A 21,131-nucleotide genomic window follows, 5' to 3' on the forward strand; every position below is an offset into this window, starting at 1 on the left:
CTCCCTTCGCGCTAGCGGCGCAAGAAAATTGGTTAAAATCGGGAAACAATTCAGTGTCGCAGGCAAGACACAGGCATAAAAATGGCCCGGCAATTTCCATCGCCGGGCCAGGAAAAGGTCTCGTCGGCCATATGGCCTTGGAGCCTTCGGGTCGCGGACCTGCTTTACGCTGGAATAGGGGAAAGTATATTGGATGGATCGGACATTCCAGCTTGGAAAATGCCCTAAAATGAGGCGATTTCCCCTGAAAAATTTGATCCAGATCATCTGTTGCCGAATCGCAACAGCGACTCGACGAACGCGCCCGGCGCTGGCATAGCGCCGCCATGGCCTACCGCTGGATCCGCCCCTTGTTCTTCGCCCTCGATGCCGAGCGCGCGCATCATCTGTCCATCGCCCTGCTGCGGATGATGCCTACGCGGCCCGCGCTGCAATCCGATCCGATGCTGACGCAGACGGTCGCGGGCATCGCCTTCCCCAATCCCGTGGGCCTGGCGGCGGGCTATGACAAGGAAGGGCTGGTCGCGCACAAGATGCATGGGCTGGGCTTCGGCTTTGCCGAGCTGGGGACGCTCACTCCCCTGCCCCAGCCGGGCAATCCCCTGCCGCGCCTCTTCCGGCTGGAGGCGGACCGGGCGGTGATCAACCGCATGGGCTTCAACAATGGCGGTCTGGCGGCGGCGGCGGAACGGATCGCGAAGCGGCGGCGGAACGGCGGCGGCGTCATCGGCATCAATATCGGCGCGAACAAGGACGCGGCGGACCGCATCGCGGATTATGCCACGGGCATCGCCTGCATGGCGCCGTTGGCCGATTATCTGACGGTCAACATATCCTCCCCCAACACGCCGGGCCTGCGCGCGCTTCAGGACCGGGCGGCGCTCGACCAGTTGCTGGGCGCGGTGATGGCGGCGCGGGGGGCGGACCGGACGCCCATTTTCCTGAAAGTCGCCCCCGACCTCGAACCGGCGGATGTGGAGGACATCGCCGCCGCCTGCCTCCACCACCGCATCGACGCGCTGATCGTGTCCAACACCACCATTTCGCGCCCGCCCTTGCGTTCGGCCCATGCGGGCGAGACAGGCGGGCTGTCGGGCGCGCCGCTGCACGACCTTTCGCTGGAGAGGTTGCGCGATTTCCGCCGCCTGCTGGGCGCGCGCCTGCCGCTGATCGGCGTGGGCGGCATATCCAGCGCCGAACAGGCCTATGCCCGTATCCGCGCCGGGGCGAGCCTGATCCAGCTCTACAGCGCGCTGGTCTATGAAGGGCCGTATCTGGCGAAGCGCATCAATGCCGGATTGAAGGCCCTGCTGCAACGCGACGGCTTACGGACGATCGGTCAGGCCGTCGGGATCGACGCCTGATCCGGACAGGCGGGCTTGCAGCCAGCGGTGCGGGCGATAGGGTGGCCGCCATGACATTCCGCTTCCTTGCCCTGCTGGCGCCCCTCGCCCTCGTCGCCCTGTCCCCCGCCCCGCTATCGGCGCGCGAGCCGGTTGCGCTCAACGCCACGGTGTCCGCCGCCGATCCGCGCGCGGCGCAGGCGGGTCAGGACATCCTGCGCAAGGGCGGCAGCGCCACCGACGCCGCCATCGCCATGATGCTGGCCTTGAACGTGGTCGAACCGCACAATAGCGGCATCGGCGGTGGCGGCTTCCTGATGCATCATGACGGCGCGACCGGCGTGCTCGAATCCATCGACGGCCGCGAAACCGCCCCTGCCGCTGCAAAGCCCGACCGCTTCATGGGACCGGACGGCCAGCCGCTTTCCTTCCGCGATGCATGGCCGGGCGGCTATTCGGTCGGCGTGCCGGGCAATGTGCGCCTGGCATGGGACGCGCATCGCAAATGGGGCAAGCTGCCCTGGGCCGACCTGTTCCAGCCCGCCATCCATCTGGCCGAGGACGGGTTCGAAGTGCGCCAAAGGCTCGACACCGCGATGAACGCCGTCGCGCCGATCTGGGCCGATTTCCCGGAAATCCGCCAATATTTCTGGATCGACGGCAAGCCCGCGCCGATCGGCACCATCCTCCAGAATCCGCCGCTCGCCGCCCTGTTCAGGCGCATCGCGGCCGAAGGACCGGACGCCTTCTATCTGGGCGGCACTGCAAAGGCGATCGCGGACGCCGTCACCAACGCGCCGAAAAATCCGGTGCCGATGACGCAGGCCGACCTTGCCGCCTATCAGGCGAAACCCCGCAAGCCCGTCTGCGGCACATATCGCGTCTATACCGTGTGCGGCATGGGACCGGCCTCTTCCGGCGGCGTCACGGTGCTCCAGATCCTGGGCATGGTCGAACGCTTCCCGCTGGGCCAGTGGGGCAAGGACGATGTGCGATCCTGGCATGTCATCGGCGAAGCGATGCAGCTTGCCTATGCCGATCGCGACACATGGCTGGGCGACCCCGACTTCGTGGCCGTGCCGCTGGCGGGCCTGATCGACCCGGCCTATCTGAAACGGCGTTCCGCCCTCATCTCGCTCCGCAAGGCCCGCAACGACTACCAGCCGGGCCAGCCGCAGGGCGCGCAGCCGCGCACCGCATCCCGGCCCCAGCCCGAATCGGGCACCAGCCATTTCGTCGCCGTGGACCGCAATGGCGATATCGCCGCCTGGACCTCCACCATCGAAAGCTTCTTCGGCAGCCAGCTTGTCGCCAATGGCGTCATCCTGAACAATGAACTGACGGACTTCAGCTTCACGCCGGAAAAGAACGGCGCGCCCGTCGCCAACCGGGTGGAGCCGGGCAAGCGCCCGCTTTCCTCCATGTCGCCCACCATCGTCTATGACGCGGCGGGCACGCCGATCTTCACCGTGGGCGCGGCGGGCGGCAAGACGATCATCATGCAGGTCGCCAAGGCGCTGATCGCCCATTTCGACTGGGGCCTGTCCGCGCAGGATTCCATCGCGCTGGGCCTGGAATTCTTCAACGGCGACGGCCTCGTGCTGGAACAGGGCACATCGCTCGAAGCCATGAAGGCGCCGCTGGAAAGGCTGGGCCACCGCGTCGCCATCTCCCGCCTCGGCCTTAAGGCCAATGCCGCCGAGCGCCTGCCCGACGGCCATTGGGTGGGGGCCGCCGATCCGCGCAGCCCCGGCGTGTCCTTGCAGGAATGACGATCAGCTTTTCAAATCCAGCCCCTCCACATTGAACTGGAACGGGAAGGTCCGGTCATCCTTGCCCACGGCCAGATTGACCTTCACCATTTTCGCCTTGGCAATCGCCTCATAGGCATTTTGCGAAGGCATGATCTCGATCCCGTCATTGGTGTCGGCCATGCGGCCCTTCCAGCGATGTTCCTTGCCGTCGTCCGTCACCGCCGTCACCGCGCAGTCGGACAGGTCGCAACGGAACGGCGCGCCGACCAGCTTGACGGTCACGTCCTTCTCGCCATTGGCCATCGGCTGCACCAGCATCACGGAAAAGGTGTCGGGCGCGGTGATCGTCTGCACCGTGTTGGCGCTGCCGATATAGGCGACCTTCGCCTTGCCGCCGGTCCCGCCGCCTTCATATTTCCACGTCTGCCCGATCTGCTCGCGCTGGGTCATGTCCTTCTCGCCCGATGAACAGGCCGCGATCAGCCCAAGGGCCGTCAAAGTCAGGATGGCGCGCATCGCCTCTCTCCTTCCATATATCATGTTACGGAAGGACAACGTCCGTGCGGAAACAGCGGTTGCGCGGGTCAGCCGCCGTAGCGACGAGCCGTTTCGCGGATAAGGGCAATCATGTTCGGAATCCCCTGCGTCCGATTGGAACTGAGCTGATTGCGCAGGTCGAACGGCGCCAGCGCCCCTTCTATATCCGCCGCGCCGATCTCCTCGGGCGTCCGGTCCTGCACGGTCAGCAGCACCAGCGCGATGATCCCCTTGGTGATCGCGGCATTGCTGTCGGCCAGGAAATGCAGCCGCTGCCCATGACCGGAATCGGCATCCAGCACCGTGGGATAGACCCACACCGCCGCCGAACAGCCGCGCACCAATGTCGCGTCGGTCTTGAGCGCGTCGGGCATCGGCTCCAGTTCGCGGCCCAGATCGATCAACAGCCGGTAGCGATCGTCGGCGTCGAGAAACGCATATTCTTCGTGAAGATCGGCAATGGCGCGCATCTGTGTCATGCCCGCCCATATAGGGGGAAAAGCGGGCGGCGAAACCCGCTTTTCCCATCGGCTTTACAGATCGACGCCCGCCGCTATGGCTTCCAGCTTGCGGATGCGTTCCTTGAGGTCGGCGACCTCGATCCGCGTGGCGGCGGACGGCGGGGCGGCTTCCCCGGCCCCGCGCGCCAGTTCCGCGCGCTTGAGTTCCAGCCAGCCGTTCCAGCCGCGCAGCGCCGTCACCGCGACGATCACCAGTCCTGAAAGGCCGGCCACGGCCATGGTCAGATAGAAAAGGGGGTCCTGCATATTGTCCTCCCTGTGGTTCGTCCGGGCCGCTTTCAGTCGCGGTCCTTCAATTTATCGAATTCGCGCTCCAGCGCGGTGGAGCTGTCGGTCGCAAGCCGTTCCAGCACGGCGACCCGCTCCTTCAACGCCTTCACCTCCGCGCGCAGCCTTTCGGCTTCCGGGTCCGGCCCGCGATGGGCGAAGGCTTCGCCCTTGTCGCGGCGCAGGACGCCGTATTTCGCGCGGATGACGCTGGCGATGGCGGTGATCGCGACGATGGCGACGACCATTTCAAATGGATTCATGGCTTTTCCCCTTGCCTGTCAGGACGGCGCGCTATCGCCATTTCCTTCCCTTGGCCCGCGCGCGGCCGATTTTTCGACCGGCGGCATCCGCCGTTCGATGAACGGTATCAGCGCAGGCTCTCGATCTCATCCGCCAGACGCGTGTTGCGGCTGGTATAATAGGTTTCGATATCGGCAAGGCGCCGGTCGATGTCGCGGAACTTGGAGCGCACATCGCGGGTGGAGCGCGCCGGATTGGCGCGCACGCCCTGCCAGAATTTCGCGTCGTCGCGATCTGCATAAAGGCCGATCGGCTTGTTTTCGGCGATGAAGCCGATCAGGAAATAACCCAGCAGCGTCCAACCGATGATGAAGAAGGACAGGACCATGGCAACCCGGACCCAGACGACGTCGATGCCCGTATAGTCGGCGATGCCGGAGCAGACGCCCATGAACTTGCCATTTTGCTTGTCGAGATAGAATTTGGTGCGGCGGGCGGTCATCTCAGTTCCTCCGGTCGAATGCATAATCGCCATCGTCCTGCGAAGGACGGGCGGGGCGGAAATCGGGATTGTCGGCGGCGACGATCCGTTCGACCGTCTGCAACCGTTCCTCCAGCCGCCGGGCGAGCAGGTGAAGCTCGTCCAGCAGCTTCTCGTCCTCGTCAGTGATCTTGGGCGCCTGCTTCCACTTGGTCACATAGTGAAAGATCAGCCAGGGCATCCCGATGAACAGCATCCCGACGATGGCGATGGGGACAAGGATGTCTTCCATGGCGTCACTCCCCGGTCTTGCCAGCGTTCATCGACGCCTTGAGCGCGGCGAGTTCGGCGTCCACCTTGTCGGCGGACTTGAGTTCGGCGATCTCTTCCTCCAGCGTCTTGGGCTGCTGGCCCAGCGCCATGGCGTCGGCGCGGCCTTCGGCCATGTCCACGCGGCGTTCCAGCATGTCGAAGCGGGCAAAGGCTTCGTTCACCTTCTCGCCGGCATAGGCTTCGCGGACGCGCAGGCGGTTTTCGGCGCTCTGCATCCGGGTGACGAGGCTGTTCTGGCGGGCGCGGGCCTCGCGCAGCTTGGCCTGCAACTTGGCGATGTCCTCCTCCGAAGCCCGCAGCGCCTCATCCAGCGTCTCGATCTCATGGGCCATCTGCTCGGCCATGTCGGTGGCCTTCTGCTTTTCGACCAGCGCGGCCTTGGCCAGGTCCTCGCGATCCTTGCTGAGCGCCAGTTGCGCCTTTTCGGTCCAGCTTTCCTGAAGCGCGTTCAGCTTGCCGATATGGCGGCGCATCTCCTTCTGGTCGGCGATGGTCCGGGCGGCCGACGCGCGCACCTCGACCAGCGTCTCCTCCATTTCGAGGATAATCATGCGGATCATCTTCGCCGGGTCTTCCGCCTTGTCGAGCAAGTCGGTGACATTGGCGGCGATGATGTCGCGGGTGCGGGAGAAAATACCCATTTGAACGTCACTCCTGGTCAAAACTTTGCCGGGGCGGGCGAGGGGGGCTTCCCGCCCCGGCCGGGGCTTGCGATCCTTACGCCAGATAGCGCAGGGCCGCGGGGGTATCCTGTGTCGCGAGCATCGGGGCTTCGCTGGCGCGGGCCGGGCCGACGGCGGAAAGGATCAGGGTCGATCCAAACAGCACGGCGGCGATGGCGACGGACAGCAATTGGCCGATTTCGCGGACTGGGTTGCTCTTCTCTTGCATTGTCTTACTCCCTGAACTCTGGCCTTCAAAGGTGCCGTCGGCTTGTGCGGCGGCTTCCTCCCTGCCTTTGCAGAAGCCGTGCCAATTTGCCGAAATGGCGGAAAAGCACGGCTTTGGACGGCCCGCGTCAAAATCCTCTTGCGAAAAGTTGGGAAATTTTCCCATAAGTTGGGAATGGAGAAGAATACGCAGTTCGTCGGCCAGTCGCTGGCCTTTCTCGACGCGGTCGAACTGGCCGGGCGCGCCGCCGAACTCAACCGCCCGGTGCTGGTGATCGGCGAACGCGGCACCGGCAAGGAACTGGTCGCCGAACGCCTCCATCACCTCTCCCGCCGCTGGGGCGAGCCGCTGATCGTCATGAACTGCGCGGCGCTCCCCGAAACGCTGATCGAAGCGGAACTGTTCGGCCACGAACAGGGCGCCTTCACCGGCGCGACCCGCGCCCGCCCCGGCCGGTTCGAGGAAGCGGACGGCGGCACCCTCTTCCTCGATGAACTCGGCACCCTCTCCATGGCGGCGCAGGAAAGGCTGCTGCGCGTCATCGAATATGGCGAAGTCACCCGCATCGGCGCGTCCCGCCCGATCACCATCGACGTCCGCATCGTCGCCGCCACCAACGAAGACCTGCCCGCCGCTGCCGAGGCAGGCCGTTTCCGCCCCGACCTGCTCGACCGGCTGAGTTTCGAGGTCATCACCCTGCCGCCGCTGCGCGCGCGCGAAGGCGATATTCCCGTCCTCGCCGATCATTTCGGGCGGCGCATGGCGGCAGAGCTGGAATGGCCGCAATGGCCGGGCTTTTCCGCCGCCTGCATGGCCGAACTGGAAGCGCATGGCTGGCCCGGCAATGTCCGCGAACTGCGCAATGTGGTGGAGCGCGCCGTCTACCGCTGGGACGACCCGGCGCGGCCGGTGAGCAGCATCACCTTCGACCCCTTCGCTTCCCCGTGGAAGCCGCAGCCGCTGATGCCCCCGCCCGCCGCGCGCAGCGACACGCAACCCGCGCCATCCGTTCCCGCGCCCGGCTTCGAAGCCGTCACCGACCTCAAGGCCGCCGTGGAAGCCCATGAAGCCGCCATCGTCCGCGCCGCGCTGGACCGCTACCGCTACAACCAGCGCGCCACCGCCAAGGGTCTGGGCCTCAGCTACGACCAGCTACGGCATTGCATGAAGAAGCACGGACTGTCGGCAGGTTAACGCCGTTCATACCGGCAAGGCCGTCGTATATTTCGTCATCGACAGCGCGAAATGCGAAGCAGCCCCCTGCACGGAAGGGTGCGAGAGCACCACATTCATCAGCAGATCATTATAATCCGCCACGTCCGCGACCACGATGCGCAGCAGATAATCCCATTCTCCGGACATGGAGAAGCATTCCACGATTTCCGCCCGCCCGTCGACAAATGCCTCGAATGAGGCCCGCGCATCCCGCGCATGGCTGCGCATCCGGATGTTGCAGAGCACATTCACCTGCCGCTCGACGCTCGCCGGATCGACCAGCCGCACGGCCTTGAGCAGCACCCCTGCCTGCTCCAGCGCCTTGATCCGCCGCCAGCAGGACGCGCTGGACGCGCCCACCTTCTCGGCCAGTTCCGCATGGCTGATCGACGCATCGGTCTGCAACAGTTCCACGATGCGGCGGTCGACCGCATCAAGATGACGATCCTGTTTCATGATGTAACTATATCGGAAATCATATTTCACGATAAGCGTTTTTCTTATGAAGATTGAAACGTCTTTCAGGCAAAATCGTGGAATAATCTTCATCATGACCCACATCCATGAGCGCCCGCCCGAAGGCGCCGCCGCAGACTGGACGATCCCGCAGGACTGGAGCGCCTACACGCCCCGGGACCATGCGATGTGGGATCGTCTGTTCGCGCGGCAGGCGGCGATGCTCCCCGGCCGCGCGGTGCCGGAGTTCATGGAGGGCCTCGACATCCTGCGCATGACGAAGCCCGGCATCCCGGACTTCACCGAACTGTCCGACCGCCTGATGCAGCGCACCGGCTGGCAGGTCGTCGCCGTCCCCGGCCTCGTCCCCGACCGCCTGTTCTTCGAGCATCTCGCCAACCGCCGCTTCGTCGCGGGCCGCTTCATCCGCACGCCGGAGCAGCTCGACTATCTGGAGGAACCGGACGTCTTCCACGACGTGTTCGGCCATGTGCCCCTGCTCGCCCATCCGGTTTTCGCCGACTATATGCAGGCCTATGGCGAAGGCGGCCTGCGCGCCGAGCGCATGGGCGCCATCGACCGCCTTGCCCGCCTCTACTGGTATACGGTCGAGTTCGGCCTGATCCGGCAGGGCGACGACCTGCGCCTTTACGGCGCGGGCATCGTGTCTTCCCATGGCGAGTCGATCTTCGCGCTGGACGACCCTTCGCCCAATCGCCTGGGCTTCGATCTCAAGCGTCTGATGCGGACCAAATATCGCATCGACGACTATCAGCAGAGCTACTTCGTGATCGACAGCTTCGAGGATCTGCTGCGCCAGACGGTCGAGACGGACTTCGCGCCCCTCTACCACGCGCTGGAGGGCGCCCCCGATCTGGAGGTCGACACCATCCTCCCCGAAGATCGCATCTACACCCTCGGCACGCAGGCCTATGCCCGTGGCCGCTTCACAAAAGAGGACCGCCTCCCATGACCGCAACGCCGGACAATCCCTTGGGTCTCAACGGCTTCGAATTCGTCGAGTTCACCTCGCCCGATCCGCAAGCCATGGCGGCGCAGTTCGAACAGCTCGGCTTCACCCCCACCCACCGCCACCCGGTCAAGAACATCACCCGCTACAAGCAGGGCGGCATCAACCTGATGCTCAATCGCGACGATGCCGGGCGCGTGGCGGCCTTCCGGGGCGAGCATGGTCCTTCGGCCAGCGCCATGGCCTTCCGCGTCGCCGACCCGCAAGCCGCGATGCAATGGGCGCTCGACCATGGCGCGAAACCCACCGACGAGGACGACACCGTCATCCAGGGCATCGGCGGTTCCTACCTCTATTTCATCGCAGACGGCACGGACCTCTATGCCGATTGGGCCGAATTTCCCGACTGGCGCGAGGCGGAGGCGGCGAACGGCGTCGGCCTCGACCTGCTCGACCACCTCACCCACAATGTCCGGCGCGGCCAGATGCGCGTGTGGAGCGAATTCTACCGCACCCTCTTCAATTTCGAGGAGCAGAAATATTTCGACATCAAGGGGCAGGCGACCGGCCTTTTCAGCCAGGCGATGATCGCCCCCGACCGCGCGATCCGCATCCCCCTCAATGAAAGCCAGGACGACAAGAGCCAGATCGAGGAATTCATCCGCGACTATCATGGCGAAGGCATCCAGCACCTCGCCCTCACCACCAGCGACATCTACGCCACGGTGGAGCGGCTGCGCGCGCGCGGCGTGCGCCTTCAGGACACCATCGAAACCTATTACGAACTGGTCGACAAGCGCGTCCCCGGCCATGGCGAGGATCTAGAGCGGCTCCGCGGAAACCGCATCCTGATCGACGGCAGCGCGGAAACGGGCGAGGGCATCCTGCTCCAGATCTTCACCGAGCCGATGTTCGGCCCGATCTTCTTCGAGATCATCCAGCGCAAGGGCAATGAGGGCTTTGGCAACGGCAATTTCCAGGCGCTGTTCGAAAGCATCGAACTCGACCAGATCCGGCGCGGCGTCATCGACGTGGACGCCTGAGCGCCGCGACCCATGCGGCATGGCTCCCCCTCACGCCGCATGGGTCATACTCCTATTTCCCACATCCTTTCGTCCTGAGCGTGTCGAAGGACGCGGGCCACGTTTACCCAACCTGTTTCAACTCTGTCGATTGCGGGCAAGGAGCCAGGCAATGGGTCCGCGCGGAGCGGTATGACTTCCGCCCAACCCATCTGATGCTGGGCCAACCGACTTTCGAGATGATGACCGTCACCGCGTAGGAACCGGCTCCGCGCCCGAATAATCGTAAAATCCCTTGCCGGTCTTGCGGCCATACCATCCCGCCTCGACATATTTGACCAGCATCGGCGCGGGGCGGAACTTGGGATCGCCGGTCGTCGAATGCAGCACCTTGCAGATCTCAAGGCAGGTATCCAGCCCCACGAAATCCGCCAGCGTCAGCGGCCCCATCGGGTGATTAAGGCCCAACTGGATCGCCGTGTCGATATCCTTCACATTGGCGACGCCCTCGCCCAGCGCGAAGCAGGCTTCGTTCAGCATCGGCAGCAGGATACGATTGACGATGAAGCCCGGCGCGTCGAACGCATGGACGACCTGCTTGCCGAGCTTCACGGCATAGGCCTCGATCGCCGCCACGGTCTCGGGCGCGGTGGCAAGGCCGCGGATGATCTCGATCAGGGCCATGACCGGCACGGGGTTGAAGAAATGCACGCCCACGAAGCGCGAAGCATCCGGCGCCGCCTGCGCCAGCCGCGTGATCGGGATGGACGATGTGTTGGACGCCAGGATCGCGTCCGCGCCCAGCAGCGGCCCCACATTGCCGAAGATCGTGCGCTTGATGTCCTCGCGCTCGGTCGCCGCCTCGATCACCAGTTGCGCGTCGGCCAGCGGCGCGACATCGCCCGCCGGCCTGATCCGGGCGAGCGCCGCGTCGGCGTCGGCCTGTTCGATCTTGCCCTTCTCCACGCCCTTGGCCAGCAGCTTGGCGATCCCCGCCAGCCCCTTTTCCGCGCGGGTCTGGTCGATGTCGGACAGGATCACGTCATAGCCCGCCTGCGCCGAAACCTGCGCGATGCCCGCGCCCATCTGCCCGGCCCCAATCACGCCCACGGTGCGAATATCAGTCATATAGCCCAAGTCCTTCCGCATGAATCAGCTCGCTTGCGTCCCCCTAGCGCGAAGGAAGCGGGACGGACAGCCCCATGGCGCGGGCAGGACGGTTCCGGCGGCGTCATTTCCCGCTTTGCGCCGCCCGCCGATGATGGTTAAAGGCTTGCCATGGCCCTTTCCGACGCGACCTCAGAGCCTTTCCTGCCTGCACCTGCGTCCGGCCGTTTCGCCGCCGGGGAGCATCGCTTCCCCCTGCGCGTCTATTTCGAGGATACCGACCTGTCCGGCCTCGTCTACCACGCCAATTATCTGCGCTATATGGAGCGCGCCCGGTCGGATATGCTGCGCATCGCGGGCATCGGCCAGCGGGAGGCGCTGGAAGAGGGCAAGGGCGTCTATGCCGTCACCGATCTCCATATCCGCTACCGCCGCCCCGCCCGCCTGGACGACGACCTGATGGTGGTAAGCCGCGTCGCGCAGGTCGGCGCCGCGACCTGCGCCATTCATCAGACAGTCATGCGCGGGGACGCCATATTGACGCAGGGCGACATAACCGTCGCCTTCCTGACGCCCCAGGGCCGGCCCCGAAGGCAGCCCAAGCCCTGGATCGACATTTTCAGCCGCCTGATGAGAGGGGAAGACATCCACCCATGAGCCTTGCCATGCCCGCCGTCGGCGCGATGGGCGCCGTCACCGCCAACGCCGCCATATCGCCGCTCCATTTGTTCCTCCAGGCCGACATCGTCGTGAAGGGCGTGATGATCGGCCTGCTGCTGGCCAGCATCTGGACCTGGGCGATGATCATCGGCTTCAGCTTCACCTTGCGGAAAGCGAGCAAGCAGAGCAGCGCCTTTGAGGGCGACTTCTGGAAGGCGGAGGATATCGACCGCTTCTATGAAGCGCGCGGCAAGGCGGAGTTTCCCGCCGCCAAGGTTATGGCCGCGGGCGTGTCCGAATGGCGCCGCTCCACCGCGCAGAAGGTGATCGACCGCGACGGCACGCGCGACCGCCTCCATACCGCGATGAACAGCACCATCGCATCGGAGGTGGACCGATTGTCCGACCGGCTCAACATCCTCGCCACCATCGGTTCGGTCGCGCCCTTCGTCGGGTTGTTCGGCACGGTATGGGGCATCATGCGCGCCTTCACCGCCATCGCGGCCGAGCAGCAGAGCAGTCTCGCCGTCGTCGCGCCGGGCATTGCGGAGGCTCTGTTCGCCACCGCCATCGGCCTGTTCGCGGCGATCCCGGCGGTCATCGCCTATAACCGCTTCAGCCACGGCATCAACCGCCTCGAAACCCGCCTGTCGCGCTTCGCCGACGGCTTCTATTCGACGCTGAGCCGCGAACTGGAAGCCCAGCGATGAGAAGGCGGCTCTCCACCTTCGTCAGGGAAGGAGCGCGATAATGGCCATGTCCGGACCTTCGGGCCGCCGGGGCCGCGGCCGCGCGCCGATGGCGGACATCAACGTGACGCCGCTGGTGGACGTCATGCTGGTGCTGCTCATCATCTTCATGGTGACGGCCCCCCTGCTGGTGACGGGCGTGCCGGTGAACCTGCCCGAAACCCGCGCCAAGGGGCTTGATCAGGACGCCAAGCCCACCGTGGTGTCCATCGACCGCGATGGCGGCCTCTATATCGACGAGGAACAGATCGGCGATGCCGACCTGCCCGGCCGCCTGGCCGAGATCATGTCGGCCCATGCAGGCCAGCCCGAGCCGCCGCAGATATTCCTGCGCGCCGACACCGCGCTCGATTACGGCCGGGTGATGCGGGTGATGGGCGAACTCAACCGCGCGGGCCTCAACAAGGTCGCGCTGGTCAGCACCGGCGCGGAAAATGGCGATGCCGCCGCCAGCGACGTCAGCGATAGTTCAGAATAAGGTTCATAGGTTCAGGGGATGGAGCGCGCGGAAAAGATCGGCCTGGGCGTCGCGACGGCAGGACATGTCCTGCTGTTCGGCTTGCTGTCCGCCGGATTCCTGGCCACGCCCAATCCCTTGAAGCTCAATTCCCCGCCCATGGACGTGAGCCTGGTGGACGAGGTGGCGCTGAAATCCGCCGCGCCGCGCATCTCGGCCGAGCCGCCTCCGCCCAGCGAAGCGCCGGAAGAAGGCCCGACGCAGGACGCCGCCCCTGCCCCCGCGCCGGAGCCGGAGCCTGCCCCGGCGCCGGAACCCGCGCCCGCACCGCCCAAGCCCAAGCCGGCGCCCCCCAAGAAAGACGTGCCCAAGGCCGCGCCGAAGCCAAAGCCCGCACCCGAAAAACCCGCGCCGCCCAAGGCGAAACCCGCGCCGGAAAAACCGAACAAGCCCGCCGCCGCCGCGCCCGCGCCGAAGAAGGACGCGCCCAAGCCCAAAAAGGATGCCCCGGCGCGCGCCTCCGGCAGCGGCAAGGCGGACAAGCCCAAAGGCTCGCTGCTGGGCAAGGATTTCCTCAAGGGCATCGACACGGAGGCTGACGCGCCCCGCAAGCCCGCCGCCCCCGCCGCTTCCAGCATGGGGCCGCAGCAAAAGGCCGCGCTCGATGCGGAACTGCGCCGCCAGTTGAAGCCATATTGGCGTCCCCCCTCCGGCGCGGACGCGGACCAGCTCGTCACCCTGCTTGAAGTGCGGCTGGACAAGAACGGCCGGGTGATCGGCCAACCGGAGGTGATCGACCAGCTCGGCGTCACCGCCAGCAACCGCCCGCAGGCGCAGCTTCACGCCGAACGCGCCATTCAGGCGGTGAAGCTCGCTTCCCCCTTCACGAATCTGCCGCCCCAATATTACGAACAGTGGAAGTGGCTGCGGCCGCTCCGCTTTGACGCGAGGCTCAACCGATGATGACGACCCTGATGCGCCGCCTGAGTATGGCGGCGGCCATGCTGATCGCTTTCACCGCCGCGCCCGCGCTGGCGCAGCTTTCGGTCGACGTGACCGGCGAGATCGAAAGCAATCTCAAGATCGCCGTGCCCACCCTTCCCGCCCAGCAGGAAGTATCCACGCCCGCCGGTTCCTCCAGCGAACTGGGCCGCAAGATCGCGGAGGTGATCGCGTCCGACCTCAAAGGCTCCGGCCTGTTCGATCCGTCCGGTCCGGGCGGCCTGCCCCCGGTCGGCTTTTCCGAAGTCACCTTCCCCCGATATGAGAAATGGGGGGCGTGGCAGGCGCTGGTGCAGGGCTTCGTCCGCACCACGGGCGGGGAAGCGGACATCACCGTGGGCTGCTATCTCTACGATGTCGCGCTGAAGCAGGAACTCACCCGTCAGGGTTATGTCGTCGCGCCCCGCGACTGGCGCCGCGCCGCGCATAAATGCGCCGACGCCATCTATGCGCGCCTGTCGGGCGAAAGCCCCTTCTTCGACAGCCGCATCGCCTATATCGCCGAAAGCGGTCCCAAGGGGAACCGCACCAAGCGGCTCGCCATCATGGATTCGGACGGCGCCAATCACCGCTTTATCACCAACGGCCAGTCGATCGCGCTGACGCCGCGCTTCTCGCCCGATTACAAGTCGATCGTCTATGTGAGCTATCTGGGCAGCCGGGTGCGCATCTACATCTACGACATCGGCACGGGCAAGCAGCGGCTGGTGACGGAAAGCAGCAACCCGACCTTCGCCCCGCGCTGGTCGCCCGATGGCCGCAACATCCTCTTTTCCATGGCCGTGGCCGGGAACACCGACATCTATCGCGTGGCGGCGGGCGGCGGGACGCCGGTGCGCCTCACCAACACGCCCGGCATCGATGTCGGCGGCAGCTATTCGCCCGACGGCCGCCAGATCGTGTTCGAAAGCGACCGTTCGGGCGGACAGCAGATCTATGTCATGAACGCCGACGGATCGGGCCAGCGCCGGATCAGCCATGGCGGCGGCCGCTATGCGACGCCCGAATGGAGCCCGCGCGGCGACCTCATCGCCTTCACCAAGCTGTCGGGCGGCTTCAAGATCGCGGTGATGACTCCGGCCGGCGACAATGAGCGTATCCTGACGAACGGCTGGCAGGACGAGCAGCCCACCTGGTCGCCCAATGGCCGCGTGCTGCAATTCTTCCGCACCACGGCGGGACGGGAAGGCGCCAGCCAAGTGTGGCAGGTGGACCTTACCGGCGTCAACGAACGCCGCATCCCGACACCGCTCAGCGGGTCCGATCCGGCTTGGGGGCCTTTGCTCCCCTGAGCATTTTTCTGTGGATAACGGAACCCAATCGTCTTGACAGCGTAACGATCTTCACGAACCATATCGCCTGACTTCACGGGCGGCAAAAACGACCAAGGAGACCCCGATGAAACTATCCCGGCCCCTTTTGATGGCGACAGCCGTCATAGCGCTTGCGGCCTGCTCCAAGAAGCCGCCGGCTGAACTGCCTCCCGCTCCCGGCGGCGACGTGGGCGCGGAAACGGGCGCCGCCGCGCCGGGCGGGACGGTCAAGGGCAGCCAGGAGGATTTCGTCGCCTCCGTATCCTCCGACCGTATATTCTTCGGCCTCGATCAATATGATGTGGATGCGGAAGATCAGGCGACGCTGCAAAGCCAGGCCGCCTGGCTGCAACAGAATCCCAATGTCCGCGTGACGATCGAGGGGCATTGCGACGAGCGCGGCACCCGCGATTACAACATCGCGCTGGGCGAACGCCGCGCCAATGCGGCGAAGAATTACCTTGCTTCGCTGGGCATCGATCCCGGCCGCATCACGACGGTCAGCTACGGCAAGGAACGCCCGGCCGCGCTGGGATCGGACGAATCGGCATGGGCGCAGAACCGCCGGGCGGTCACGGTCACCGTGCAATATTGAAGCCTTTGGGTCGCACCTGAGCTTTCAGCCCGCCTGTCCTGGGACCGGCGGGCTTTTTCTTTGGGCCGGGGCAGCGATTTGCTGATGACGGTTATGGATGGGGAGCGGGCGTCGCGCAGAGCCTTTCTACCGTCATCCCAGCATTGAATGGCGGAAAACGGCCGCACGCGTCCCGCACCCGCTCACTCCCAACCGCCGCCCAGGGCCAGGAAGATCGCCACCTGATCCAGCGCCAGTTGCGACCGCGCCGCCGCAGCCGCGGCTTCCGCGCTCGCCAGACTGCGCTGCGCGTCCAGCAAGGACAGGAAATCCCCCCGCCCGAAGCGGAACAACCGCTGCGCCTGTCCCGCCGACACCGCCGCGCTATCCCGCGCCGCGTCCAGCGCCGCCGCCCGCTCCGCATCCCGGCGATAGGTTTCCAGCGCCGTCTCCGCCTGCCGCAGCGCCTCCAGCACCGTCCCGTCGAAGCGGGCGAGGTCCGCCCTTACCTGCGCGTCGGCCTGATCGATCCGCGCCCGCACCACGGGCCGGTTGGGGAAGCTCCACGACAGCAGCGGCCCCACGCTCATGCCGAAGGCCGTACCGCCGCCAAAGTCCTTGAGCGGCCCCGACAGCCCCAGCGACCCGCCAATGCTGACATGCGGATAAAGGTCCGCCATCGCCACGCCCAGCCGCGCCGTATCGCCCGCAATGGCCCGCTCCGCCTGCCGGATGTCCGGCCGCCGCCGGATCAGCGCGGCCCCGTCCCCGGCCGGCAGGGGTTGCCCCAGCACCGGCAAGGCCGCGCAGCCTTCCACCTCCGCCGGATAATCGGCCGGCGACCGTCCCAGCAGGGTCGCCAGCAGGTAAAGTCCATTCTGCCGCTGCGCGTCGAACGCGGGAAGCCCCGCCGCGCTGCTCTCCACCGCCGATTCGGCCCGGCTCACGTCAAAGGCGGTGCCCCGCCCGCCCCGGAACAGCCGCCGCGTCGCGTCCGCCGTATCGCGCTGCAACGCCACGACGCGCTGGTTGACACGCAGCGAATAATTGGCCGCGCACACCTGAACATAGGCCCGCGCCACCGCCGCCGCGACGCTCATCCGTACATAATCCCGTGCGGCGGCGCTCGCTTCCACATCGGCGCCGCTCGCCTCGATCGCGCGCCGCACCCGGCCATTGAGGTCCAGCGTATAGGAGGCGCTCAGCCCCAGATCATAGCCGACCACGCCCGGCAAGCTCTCGCCCGTCCCCGAAGGGCGCGTCAGGCTCGCGCCGCCTTCGGCCGTGGTGCCGATGGTCCGCCCCGCCTGCGCCTCGCGCAGCACGGCCTGCGCCCGCGTCAAATTGGCGTCGGCCGCGCGCAGGTCGGCATTGGCGGCCAGCGCCTGCTCGATCAGCGCATCCAGCGTGGGATCGTCATAGAGCCGCCACCAATGGCCGGGCGGCGGCGCATTGCTCGCCATGCCGCCTTGCGCCGCATGGAACGCGCCCTGCGCGGAGGGCGCGGACGCCGCCGATGTTTCAGGCGGCCGATAATCCGCCCCCGCCGTCGCGCAGGCCGCCAGCCCCAGCGCAAGCAAAGGCGCGAACACAATCTTACGCATGACGGCACGTCCCCTGCTTTGCGTCCTTCGCCTTCGGCTCCACCGTCACGGTCGCGGTCCGCCCGGTGATGAGGCTGATATCGGCGGGCACCCTGGTCAGCTTCACCCGCACCGGAATCCGCTGCGCCAGCCGCACCCAGGAAAAGGTCGGCTGCACATTGGGCAGCAGATTGCCCGAATCCGACCGGGTGGAATCATTGATGCCGAAAGCGACGCTCTCGACCCGCCCATGCAGGTCGTGCTCCTCGCCCATCATCCGCACCGTCACCGGCGCGCCCAGACAGATCAGCGGCAGCTTCGTCTCCTCGAAATAGCCCTCGACCCGCAGGCTGTCCTTGTCCACCAGCGCCATCGCCTGCCTGCCTGCCGCCACATAGTCACCCTGATGCAGGTCCAGATTGGTGACGGTGCCGTTGACCGAGGCCAGCACCCGCGTCCGCTTCAGGTCCAGCGCCGCCCCGTCCCGCGCGGTGATCGCTTCCGCCAGCGCCGCCTGCGCCGTCGCCACGCGCGCGACATTCTGCTCATGCGCTTCGGCCGCGACCAGATCGCCCAGCGCCTGGTCGCGGCGCGCCTCCCGCCGGGCCTGCGCCAGCGTCGCCTGCGCGCTTTCGACCCGCGCCGCCGCCTGTTTCAGCGCCAGTTCGTAGCGGGGCCGGTCGATCACGAACAACAGGTCGCCTTCCTTGACCTGCTGGTTGTCGCGCACCGCCACCGACGTCACGAGGCCGCCGATATCCGGCGTCACCCGCACCACATCGGCCCGCACCCGCCCGTCGCGGGTCCAGGGGCTGCGCTCATAATGGTTCCACATCCAGATCGCGATCAGGATGGCGGCGATCACGATGACGATCGTGGCGGCACTCCGCGCCAAGGGAGCAAGGTAGCGGTTCATAGGCGGATTCCAAGCATGGGAACGAGAATCGAAAGCAGCCCCAGCAGCAGGATGAAGATGCTGAGGTCGACCAGCGCGCGATAGGCGATGAAGCGGTAAAGGCCCAAAGCGTGGATAAGGCGCGTGACGCCCCAGCTCAGGATCAGGGCGAAGATCGCCAGCAACAGCAGCGTGGGCACATAGACGCCCCCCAATGCGACTTCTCCGGTCATGCGGCGGCTTTCCGGTAAATGGCGCCGTCGGCGAACAGGTTCCGGCGCAGGGCGATCAGCGCCAGTATCGCGCTGCGCCGCACGCCGGGATCGGGATTGGCGGAAAGCTCCGTGATCGCGCGATCCATATCGTGCAGCAGCGCGGGCTGCGCCGGGGCGGGCGCGTCGGGATCAAGCGCGCGATAATAGTCGCCCACCCCCTGCAACACCCGCGTCAGCGAAGCGCTGTCTCCCGGCGGCAGTTCCAGCCGCAATGCGCGCAGCTCGCCGATGCCGATGCCGGTCCGCAGGTCGCGCAATGCGTCGTAAAGCTGCCCCTTGTCCGCGCCGAGCGCCGCCAGCCGGGGGGCCAGCAGGGCGATCCGGTCCAGCATCCGGTTGATCCAGCCGCGCACATCGGGCCGCCCCGCTACATTGGCGCGGTTGGCTATATCGCGCCATCCCGCGCGGATGATGCGGCGGATCGCATATTGCAGACCGGCCGGCTGCAACAAGCCGGCCATGACCGCCGCGAACCAGATGCCGGTAAGCTGGGCCAGGTTGCCGTTCACGAAGGTCGGAAATTCGTTCTGATAGCTTGCCGCCAGCAGGGCCGGGCTGCCCAGCCCCAGCAGCGTGGGCATGACATAGCCCGCCAGCGAGGGCGACGCCATTGCCGACCCCAGCAGGATGAGCGCGGGAGCGAAGGCCGCCATCAGCATGACGAAGCCGTCGAGCCGCGGCATGATCGCATAGCCATAAAGCGCGCCCAGCAGCGACGCGAGAATCGTGCCGATCATCCACCCTTTAAGCGGCGCTTTCGGATTGTCCTGCGACGAATAGATCGCGAGGAAGATACCCGCCAGCATCGTCGCGCTCGCGCCGTCCTTCCACCCGCTGCCGATCCACAGCGCGCATCCGGCGACCAGCGTGACGAAGGCATTGAACGCGCCCTGCCGCGCCCCTTCATAATCGCGATGCACTTCGCGGAAGCGCCGCCCTTCCAGCAGCTCGCCGACGCGCGCGTTGACCGGCGTGCGGCTGTAGCTCGTCATCTGGTCATAGAGGTCGCGGCAGTCGCGATGCGCCGCGATCAGGCTGGCGAGACGCGAAAACAGGCTGAGCCGCATCATGTCCGCCCATTCCATGCCGGGCCGGGCCGGCGGCTCCAGCGCGGCGCAGCGTTCGATCAGGGCGTCGGCGCTGGCCGACCGCTGCTCCAGATCCTTTTCGGGATTCTCGACCCAGTGCTGGACGTCCGCGATCAACGCCCCGACTTCGGGCGGCACGTCGCCGCCGCGCGCGGCCTTCAACATCTGCAACCGGTCGTCCACCGCCGCGCCCAGGGGCAGCAGCAGCGATAGCTGGTCCTGCAACGCCCGCACCGTCCGCACGCGCGGCACCCGGCGCGACAGGTCATAGGGCAGATGCGTGGAAAGCTGGTGCAGTTCGGTCACGTCCTGCGCCAGACGGCGGCGCTCGGCGGCCAGCCCTTCCACCGGCTCTATGGCGATGGCGTCGCGGGTCCACCGTTCCGCGTCGCGCAGGATCGCCGCGACCCGGTTCAGCACCATCGACGCGACCGATCCGGGCAGGATGGCGGCGTGAACCAGGCTGCCCGACAGGATGCCGATGGTGATTTCCTGCACGCGGGAGGAAGCGAGGTCGAAGATAGTCTGCGGCGTTTCGAAACTGGGAAAGGCGATGAGGCAGGCGCTATAACCCGCCAGCACGAACATATAGGATCGCGGCGTGCCGTCGAGCTGCGATACGAACACGCAGAAAGCCAGCCATCCCGCCATCGCCAGCGTCAGCAGTTCGGGCGCGTTGACCAAGGGCGGCACGATCGCCACGGCGACGACCGCGCCGACCAGCGTGCCCATCACGCGGTAGACCGCCTTGGAGATGACCGCGCCCGCCATGGGCTGCGCCACGATGAAGGAGGTGACGAACGCCCAATAGGGCCGCTCCAGCCCGATACTGAACGAGATATAGAGCGCCAGCGTGGCGGCAAGGAAGCATTTAAGCCCGAACAGGGCCGCGGGCCAGCCGAAACGCTCTTTCATGGCTCCGCGCGCAGCTCCGCTATGCGTCGTCCCAACAGTTCCATCAACCGGACGCTCGTATCCATGTCGGCGTCGGACATGCCTTCCATCAGCGCATTGCGCAATATGTCGAGTCGATCCTGAATGGCGCCCACCAGCTCCTGTCCCGCCGGGGTCAGGGCCAGCCGGTTGGACCGCCGGTCGTCGGGATGGGGCGACCGCTCCACCAGCCGGGCCGCCTCCAGTTGATGCAATGTGCGGACGAGCGAGGGCTGGGTGATTTCCAGCGCCTCGGCCAGATCGATCTGACGCGCTTCCGATCCCAGCCTGTCAAGGTGAAGCAGGCACCAGCCCGCCGAATTGGATAGCCCGATCTCCGCCAGCGTCCGGTCCGCCAGGCTGCGCCATCCGCGCGCCACGGGCGAAAAGGTGCGCGAAAGCGCGCGCTGGCGTTCAAGGGTCGGCATGGGCAGATAGTTAGATAGCTAACTAATCCTCTTT

Annotated in this window: 26 protein-coding genes; 11 read left to right on the forward strand and 15 right to left on the reverse strand. The window is 66.2% G+C overall.

All coding sequences use genetic code 11. The features are described from left to right. The first annotated feature begins 326 nt into the window (after positions 1-326). Both IQ35_RS13020 and ggt read left to right on the forward strand, forming a co-directional pair. On the forward strand, positions 327-1,364 hold the full coding sequence (locus tag IQ35_RS13020) for a quinone-dependent dihydroorotate dehydrogenase (RefSeq protein ID WP_145074052.1): 1,038 nt from the start codon (positions 327-329) through the stop codon (positions 1,362-1,364). Between the two features lie 50 nt (positions 1,365-1,414). Next, positions 1,415-3,115 carry a gamma-glutamyltransferase gene (gene ggt, locus IQ35_RS13025; protein WP_145074055.1) on the forward strand — a complete coding sequence of 567 codons (1,701 nt, stop codon included), beginning with the start codon at positions 1,415-1,417 and terminating at the stop codon, positions 3,113-3,115. Positions 3,116-3,118: 3 nt separating this feature from the next. Here ggt and IQ35_RS13030 read toward each other — a convergent pair whose 3' ends face one another. The 8 genes from IQ35_RS13030 to IQ35_RS21245 all read right to left on the reverse strand — a co-directional run bounded on the left by IQ35_RS13030 (position 3,119) and on the right by IQ35_RS21245 (position 6,370). After that, entirely contained in the window at positions 3,119-3,613 is a 495-nt protein-coding gene (locus tag IQ35_RS13030; RefSeq protein WP_021244454.1) for a hypothetical protein, read from the reverse strand. 68 nt (positions 3,614-3,681) lie between these two features. Beyond that, positions 3,682-4,113: a SufE family protein gene (locus tag IQ35_RS13035; RefSeq protein WP_031290866.1), complete on the reverse strand. Its 432-nt coding sequence runs from the start codon at positions 4,111-4,113 to the stop codon at positions 3,682-3,684. Between the two features lie 54 nt (positions 4,114-4,167). Further along, positions 4,168-4,401 (reverse strand): hypothetical protein, encoded by a 234-nt coding sequence (locus tag IQ35_RS13040; protein ID WP_145074058.1) that lies wholly within the window; start codon positions 4,399-4,401, stop codon positions 4,168-4,170. Positions 4,402-4,433: 32 nt separating this feature from the next. Continuing rightward, on the reverse strand, positions 4,434-4,685 hold the full coding sequence (locus tag IQ35_RS13045; protein WP_021244451.1) for a hypothetical protein: 252 nt from the start codon (positions 4,683-4,685) through the stop codon (positions 4,434-4,436). Positions 4,686-4,792: 107 nt separating this feature from the next. Beyond that, positions 4,793-5,167 (reverse strand): envelope stress response membrane protein PspC, encoded by a 375-nt coding sequence (gene pspC, locus IQ35_RS13050; RefSeq protein ID WP_021244450.1) that lies wholly within the window; start codon positions 5,165-5,167, stop codon positions 4,793-4,795. Between the two features lies 1 nt (position 5,168). Next, positions 5,169-5,438 (reverse strand): envelope stress response membrane protein PspB, encoded by a 270-nt coding sequence (gene pspB / locus IQ35_RS13055; protein WP_021244449.1) that lies wholly within the window; start codon positions 5,436-5,438, stop codon positions 5,169-5,171. A gap of 4 nt (positions 5,439-5,442) precedes the next feature. Then, positions 5,443-6,120 carry a phage shock protein PspA gene (pspA, locus tag IQ35_RS13060; RefSeq protein ID WP_021244448.1) on the reverse strand — a complete coding sequence of 226 codons (678 nt, stop codon included), beginning with the start codon at positions 6,118-6,120 and terminating at the stop codon, positions 5,443-5,445. Between the two features lie 76 nt (positions 6,121-6,196). Next, the gene (locus tag IQ35_RS21245) at positions 6,197-6,370 is read right to left on the reverse strand and encodes a hypothetical protein (protein WP_021244447.1); all 174 of its coding nucleotides are present in this window, start codon (positions 6,368-6,370) and stop codon (positions 6,197-6,199) included. A 174-nt stretch (positions 6,371-6,544) separates the two neighbouring features. On the opposite strand from IQ35_RS21245, the gene pspF reads away from it, so the two are divergent. Beyond that, positions 6,545-7,564, forward strand: a complete 1,020-nt coding sequence (gene pspF / locus IQ35_RS13065) for a phage shock protein operon transcriptional activator (RefSeq protein ID WP_145074061.1) — start codon at positions 6,545-6,547, stop codon at positions 7,562-7,564. A gap of 6 nt (positions 7,565-7,570) precedes the next feature. Here the strand turns inward: pspF and IQ35_RS13070 are convergent, their stop codons facing one another. Continuing rightward, positions 7,571-8,041, reverse strand: coding sequence for an Lrp/AsnC family transcriptional regulator (locus tag IQ35_RS13070; protein WP_145074063.1), 471 nt, complete (start codon positions 8,039-8,041; stop codon positions 7,571-7,573). 94 nt (positions 8,042-8,135) lie between these two features. On the opposite strand from IQ35_RS13070, the gene phhA reads away from it, so the two are divergent. Both phhA and hppD read left to right on the forward strand, forming a co-directional pair. Beyond that, positions 8,136-9,014 carry a phenylalanine 4-monooxygenase gene (gene phhA, locus IQ35_RS13075; protein ID WP_145074066.1) on the forward strand — a complete coding sequence of 293 codons (879 nt, stop codon included), beginning with the start codon at positions 8,136-8,138 and terminating at the stop codon, positions 9,012-9,014. Next, the gene (gene hppD, locus IQ35_RS13080; RefSeq protein ID WP_021244443.1) at positions 9,011-10,054 is read left to right on the forward strand and encodes a 4-hydroxyphenylpyruvate dioxygenase; all 1,044 of its coding nucleotides are present in this window, start codon (positions 9,011-9,013) and stop codon (positions 10,052-10,054) included. Before phhA ends, hppD begins: the two co-directional genes overlap by 4 nt. Positions 10,055-10,282: 228 nt before the next feature. Here the strand turns inward: hppD and IQ35_RS13085 are convergent, their stop codons facing one another. Further along, the gene (locus IQ35_RS13085) at positions 10,283-11,161 is read right to left on the reverse strand and encodes a 3-hydroxybutyryl-CoA dehydrogenase (protein WP_145074069.1); all 879 of its coding nucleotides are present in this window, start codon (positions 11,159-11,161) and stop codon (positions 10,283-10,285) included. 150 nt (positions 11,162-11,311) lie between these two features. Between IQ35_RS13085 and IQ35_RS13090 the strand changes: the two genes are divergently transcribed. From IQ35_RS13090 to pal, 6 genes are all read left to right on the forward strand, one after another. Further along, entirely contained in the window at positions 11,312-11,797 is a 486-nt protein-coding gene (locus IQ35_RS13090; RefSeq protein ID WP_145074072.1) for a YbgC/FadM family acyl-CoA thioesterase, read from the forward strand. Then, positions 11,794-12,510 (forward strand): protein TolQ, encoded by a 717-nt coding sequence (tolQ, locus tag IQ35_RS13095; protein ID WP_021244440.1) that lies wholly within the window; start codon positions 11,794-11,796, stop codon positions 12,508-12,510. The genes IQ35_RS13090 and tolQ overlap by 4 nt, the downstream gene beginning before the upstream one ends. Before the next feature lie 40 nt (positions 12,511-12,550). Further along, positions 12,551-13,027 carry a protein TolR gene (tolR, locus tag IQ35_RS13100; RefSeq protein WP_021244439.1) on the forward strand — a complete coding sequence of 159 codons (477 nt, stop codon included), beginning with the start codon at positions 12,551-12,553 and terminating at the stop codon, positions 13,025-13,027. A gap of 18 nt (positions 13,028-13,045) precedes the next feature. After that, the gene (locus IQ35_RS13105) at positions 13,046-13,969 is read left to right on the forward strand and encodes a TonB C-terminal domain-containing protein (RefSeq protein ID WP_145074075.1); all 924 of its coding nucleotides are present in this window, start codon (positions 13,046-13,048) and stop codon (positions 13,967-13,969) included. Continuing rightward, the gene (gene tolB, locus IQ35_RS13110) at positions 13,966-15,300 is read left to right on the forward strand and encodes a Tol-Pal system beta propeller repeat protein TolB (RefSeq protein WP_021244437.1); all 1,335 of its coding nucleotides are present in this window, start codon (positions 13,966-13,968) and stop codon (positions 15,298-15,300) included. Before IQ35_RS13105 ends, tolB begins: the two co-directional genes overlap by 4 nt. A 106-nt stretch (positions 15,301-15,406) precedes the next feature. After that, positions 15,407-15,916 carry a peptidoglycan-associated lipoprotein Pal gene (gene pal / locus IQ35_RS13115; protein WP_031290856.1) on the forward strand — a complete coding sequence of 170 codons (510 nt, stop codon included), beginning with the start codon at positions 15,407-15,409 and terminating at the stop codon, positions 15,914-15,916. A gap of 182 nt (positions 15,917-16,098) precedes the next feature. Here the strand turns inward: pal and IQ35_RS13120 are convergent, their stop codons facing one another. Genes IQ35_RS13120 through IQ35_RS13140 form a run of 5 tightly spaced genes read right to left on the reverse strand, consistent with a single transcriptional unit; the run spans position 16,099 to position 21,097 of the window. Then, the gene (locus tag IQ35_RS13120) at positions 16,099-17,499 is read right to left on the reverse strand and encodes an efflux transporter outer membrane subunit (protein ID WP_021244435.1); all 1,401 of its coding nucleotides are present in this window, start codon (positions 17,497-17,499) and stop codon (positions 16,099-16,101) included. Beyond that, the gene (locus tag IQ35_RS13125; protein ID WP_021244434.1) at positions 17,492-18,394 is read right to left on the reverse strand and encodes an efflux RND transporter periplasmic adaptor subunit; all 903 of its coding nucleotides are present in this window, start codon (positions 18,392-18,394) and stop codon (positions 17,492-17,494) included. The genes IQ35_RS13120 and IQ35_RS13125 overlap by 8 nt, the downstream gene beginning before the upstream one ends. Then, positions 18,391-18,606: a DUF1656 domain-containing protein gene (locus IQ35_RS13130; protein ID WP_021244433.1), complete on the reverse strand. Its 216-nt coding sequence runs from the start codon at positions 18,604-18,606 to the stop codon at positions 18,391-18,393. Before IQ35_RS13130 ends, IQ35_RS13125 begins: the two co-directional genes overlap by 4 nt. Then, complete coding sequence (locus IQ35_RS13135) at positions 18,603-20,651, reverse strand: FUSC family protein (RefSeq protein ID WP_145074078.1); 2,049 nt, start codon at positions 20,649-20,651, stop codon at positions 18,603-18,605. The genes IQ35_RS13130 and IQ35_RS13135 overlap by 4 nt, the downstream gene beginning before the upstream one ends. After that, a complete protein-coding gene (locus IQ35_RS13140) occupies positions 20,648-21,097 on the reverse strand; it encodes a MarR family transcriptional regulator (RefSeq protein ID WP_021244431.1) in 450 nt (149 codons plus the stop codon). The genes IQ35_RS13135 and IQ35_RS13140 overlap by 4 nt, the downstream gene beginning before the upstream one ends. Positions 21,098-21,131 lie beyond the last annotated feature (34 nt).

The organism is Sphingobium wenxiniae, from assembly GCF_007830065.1.
GTDB classification, from domain to species: Bacteria; Pseudomonadota; Alphaproteobacteria; order Sphingomonadales; family Sphingomonadaceae; genus Sphingobium; species Sphingobium wenxiniae.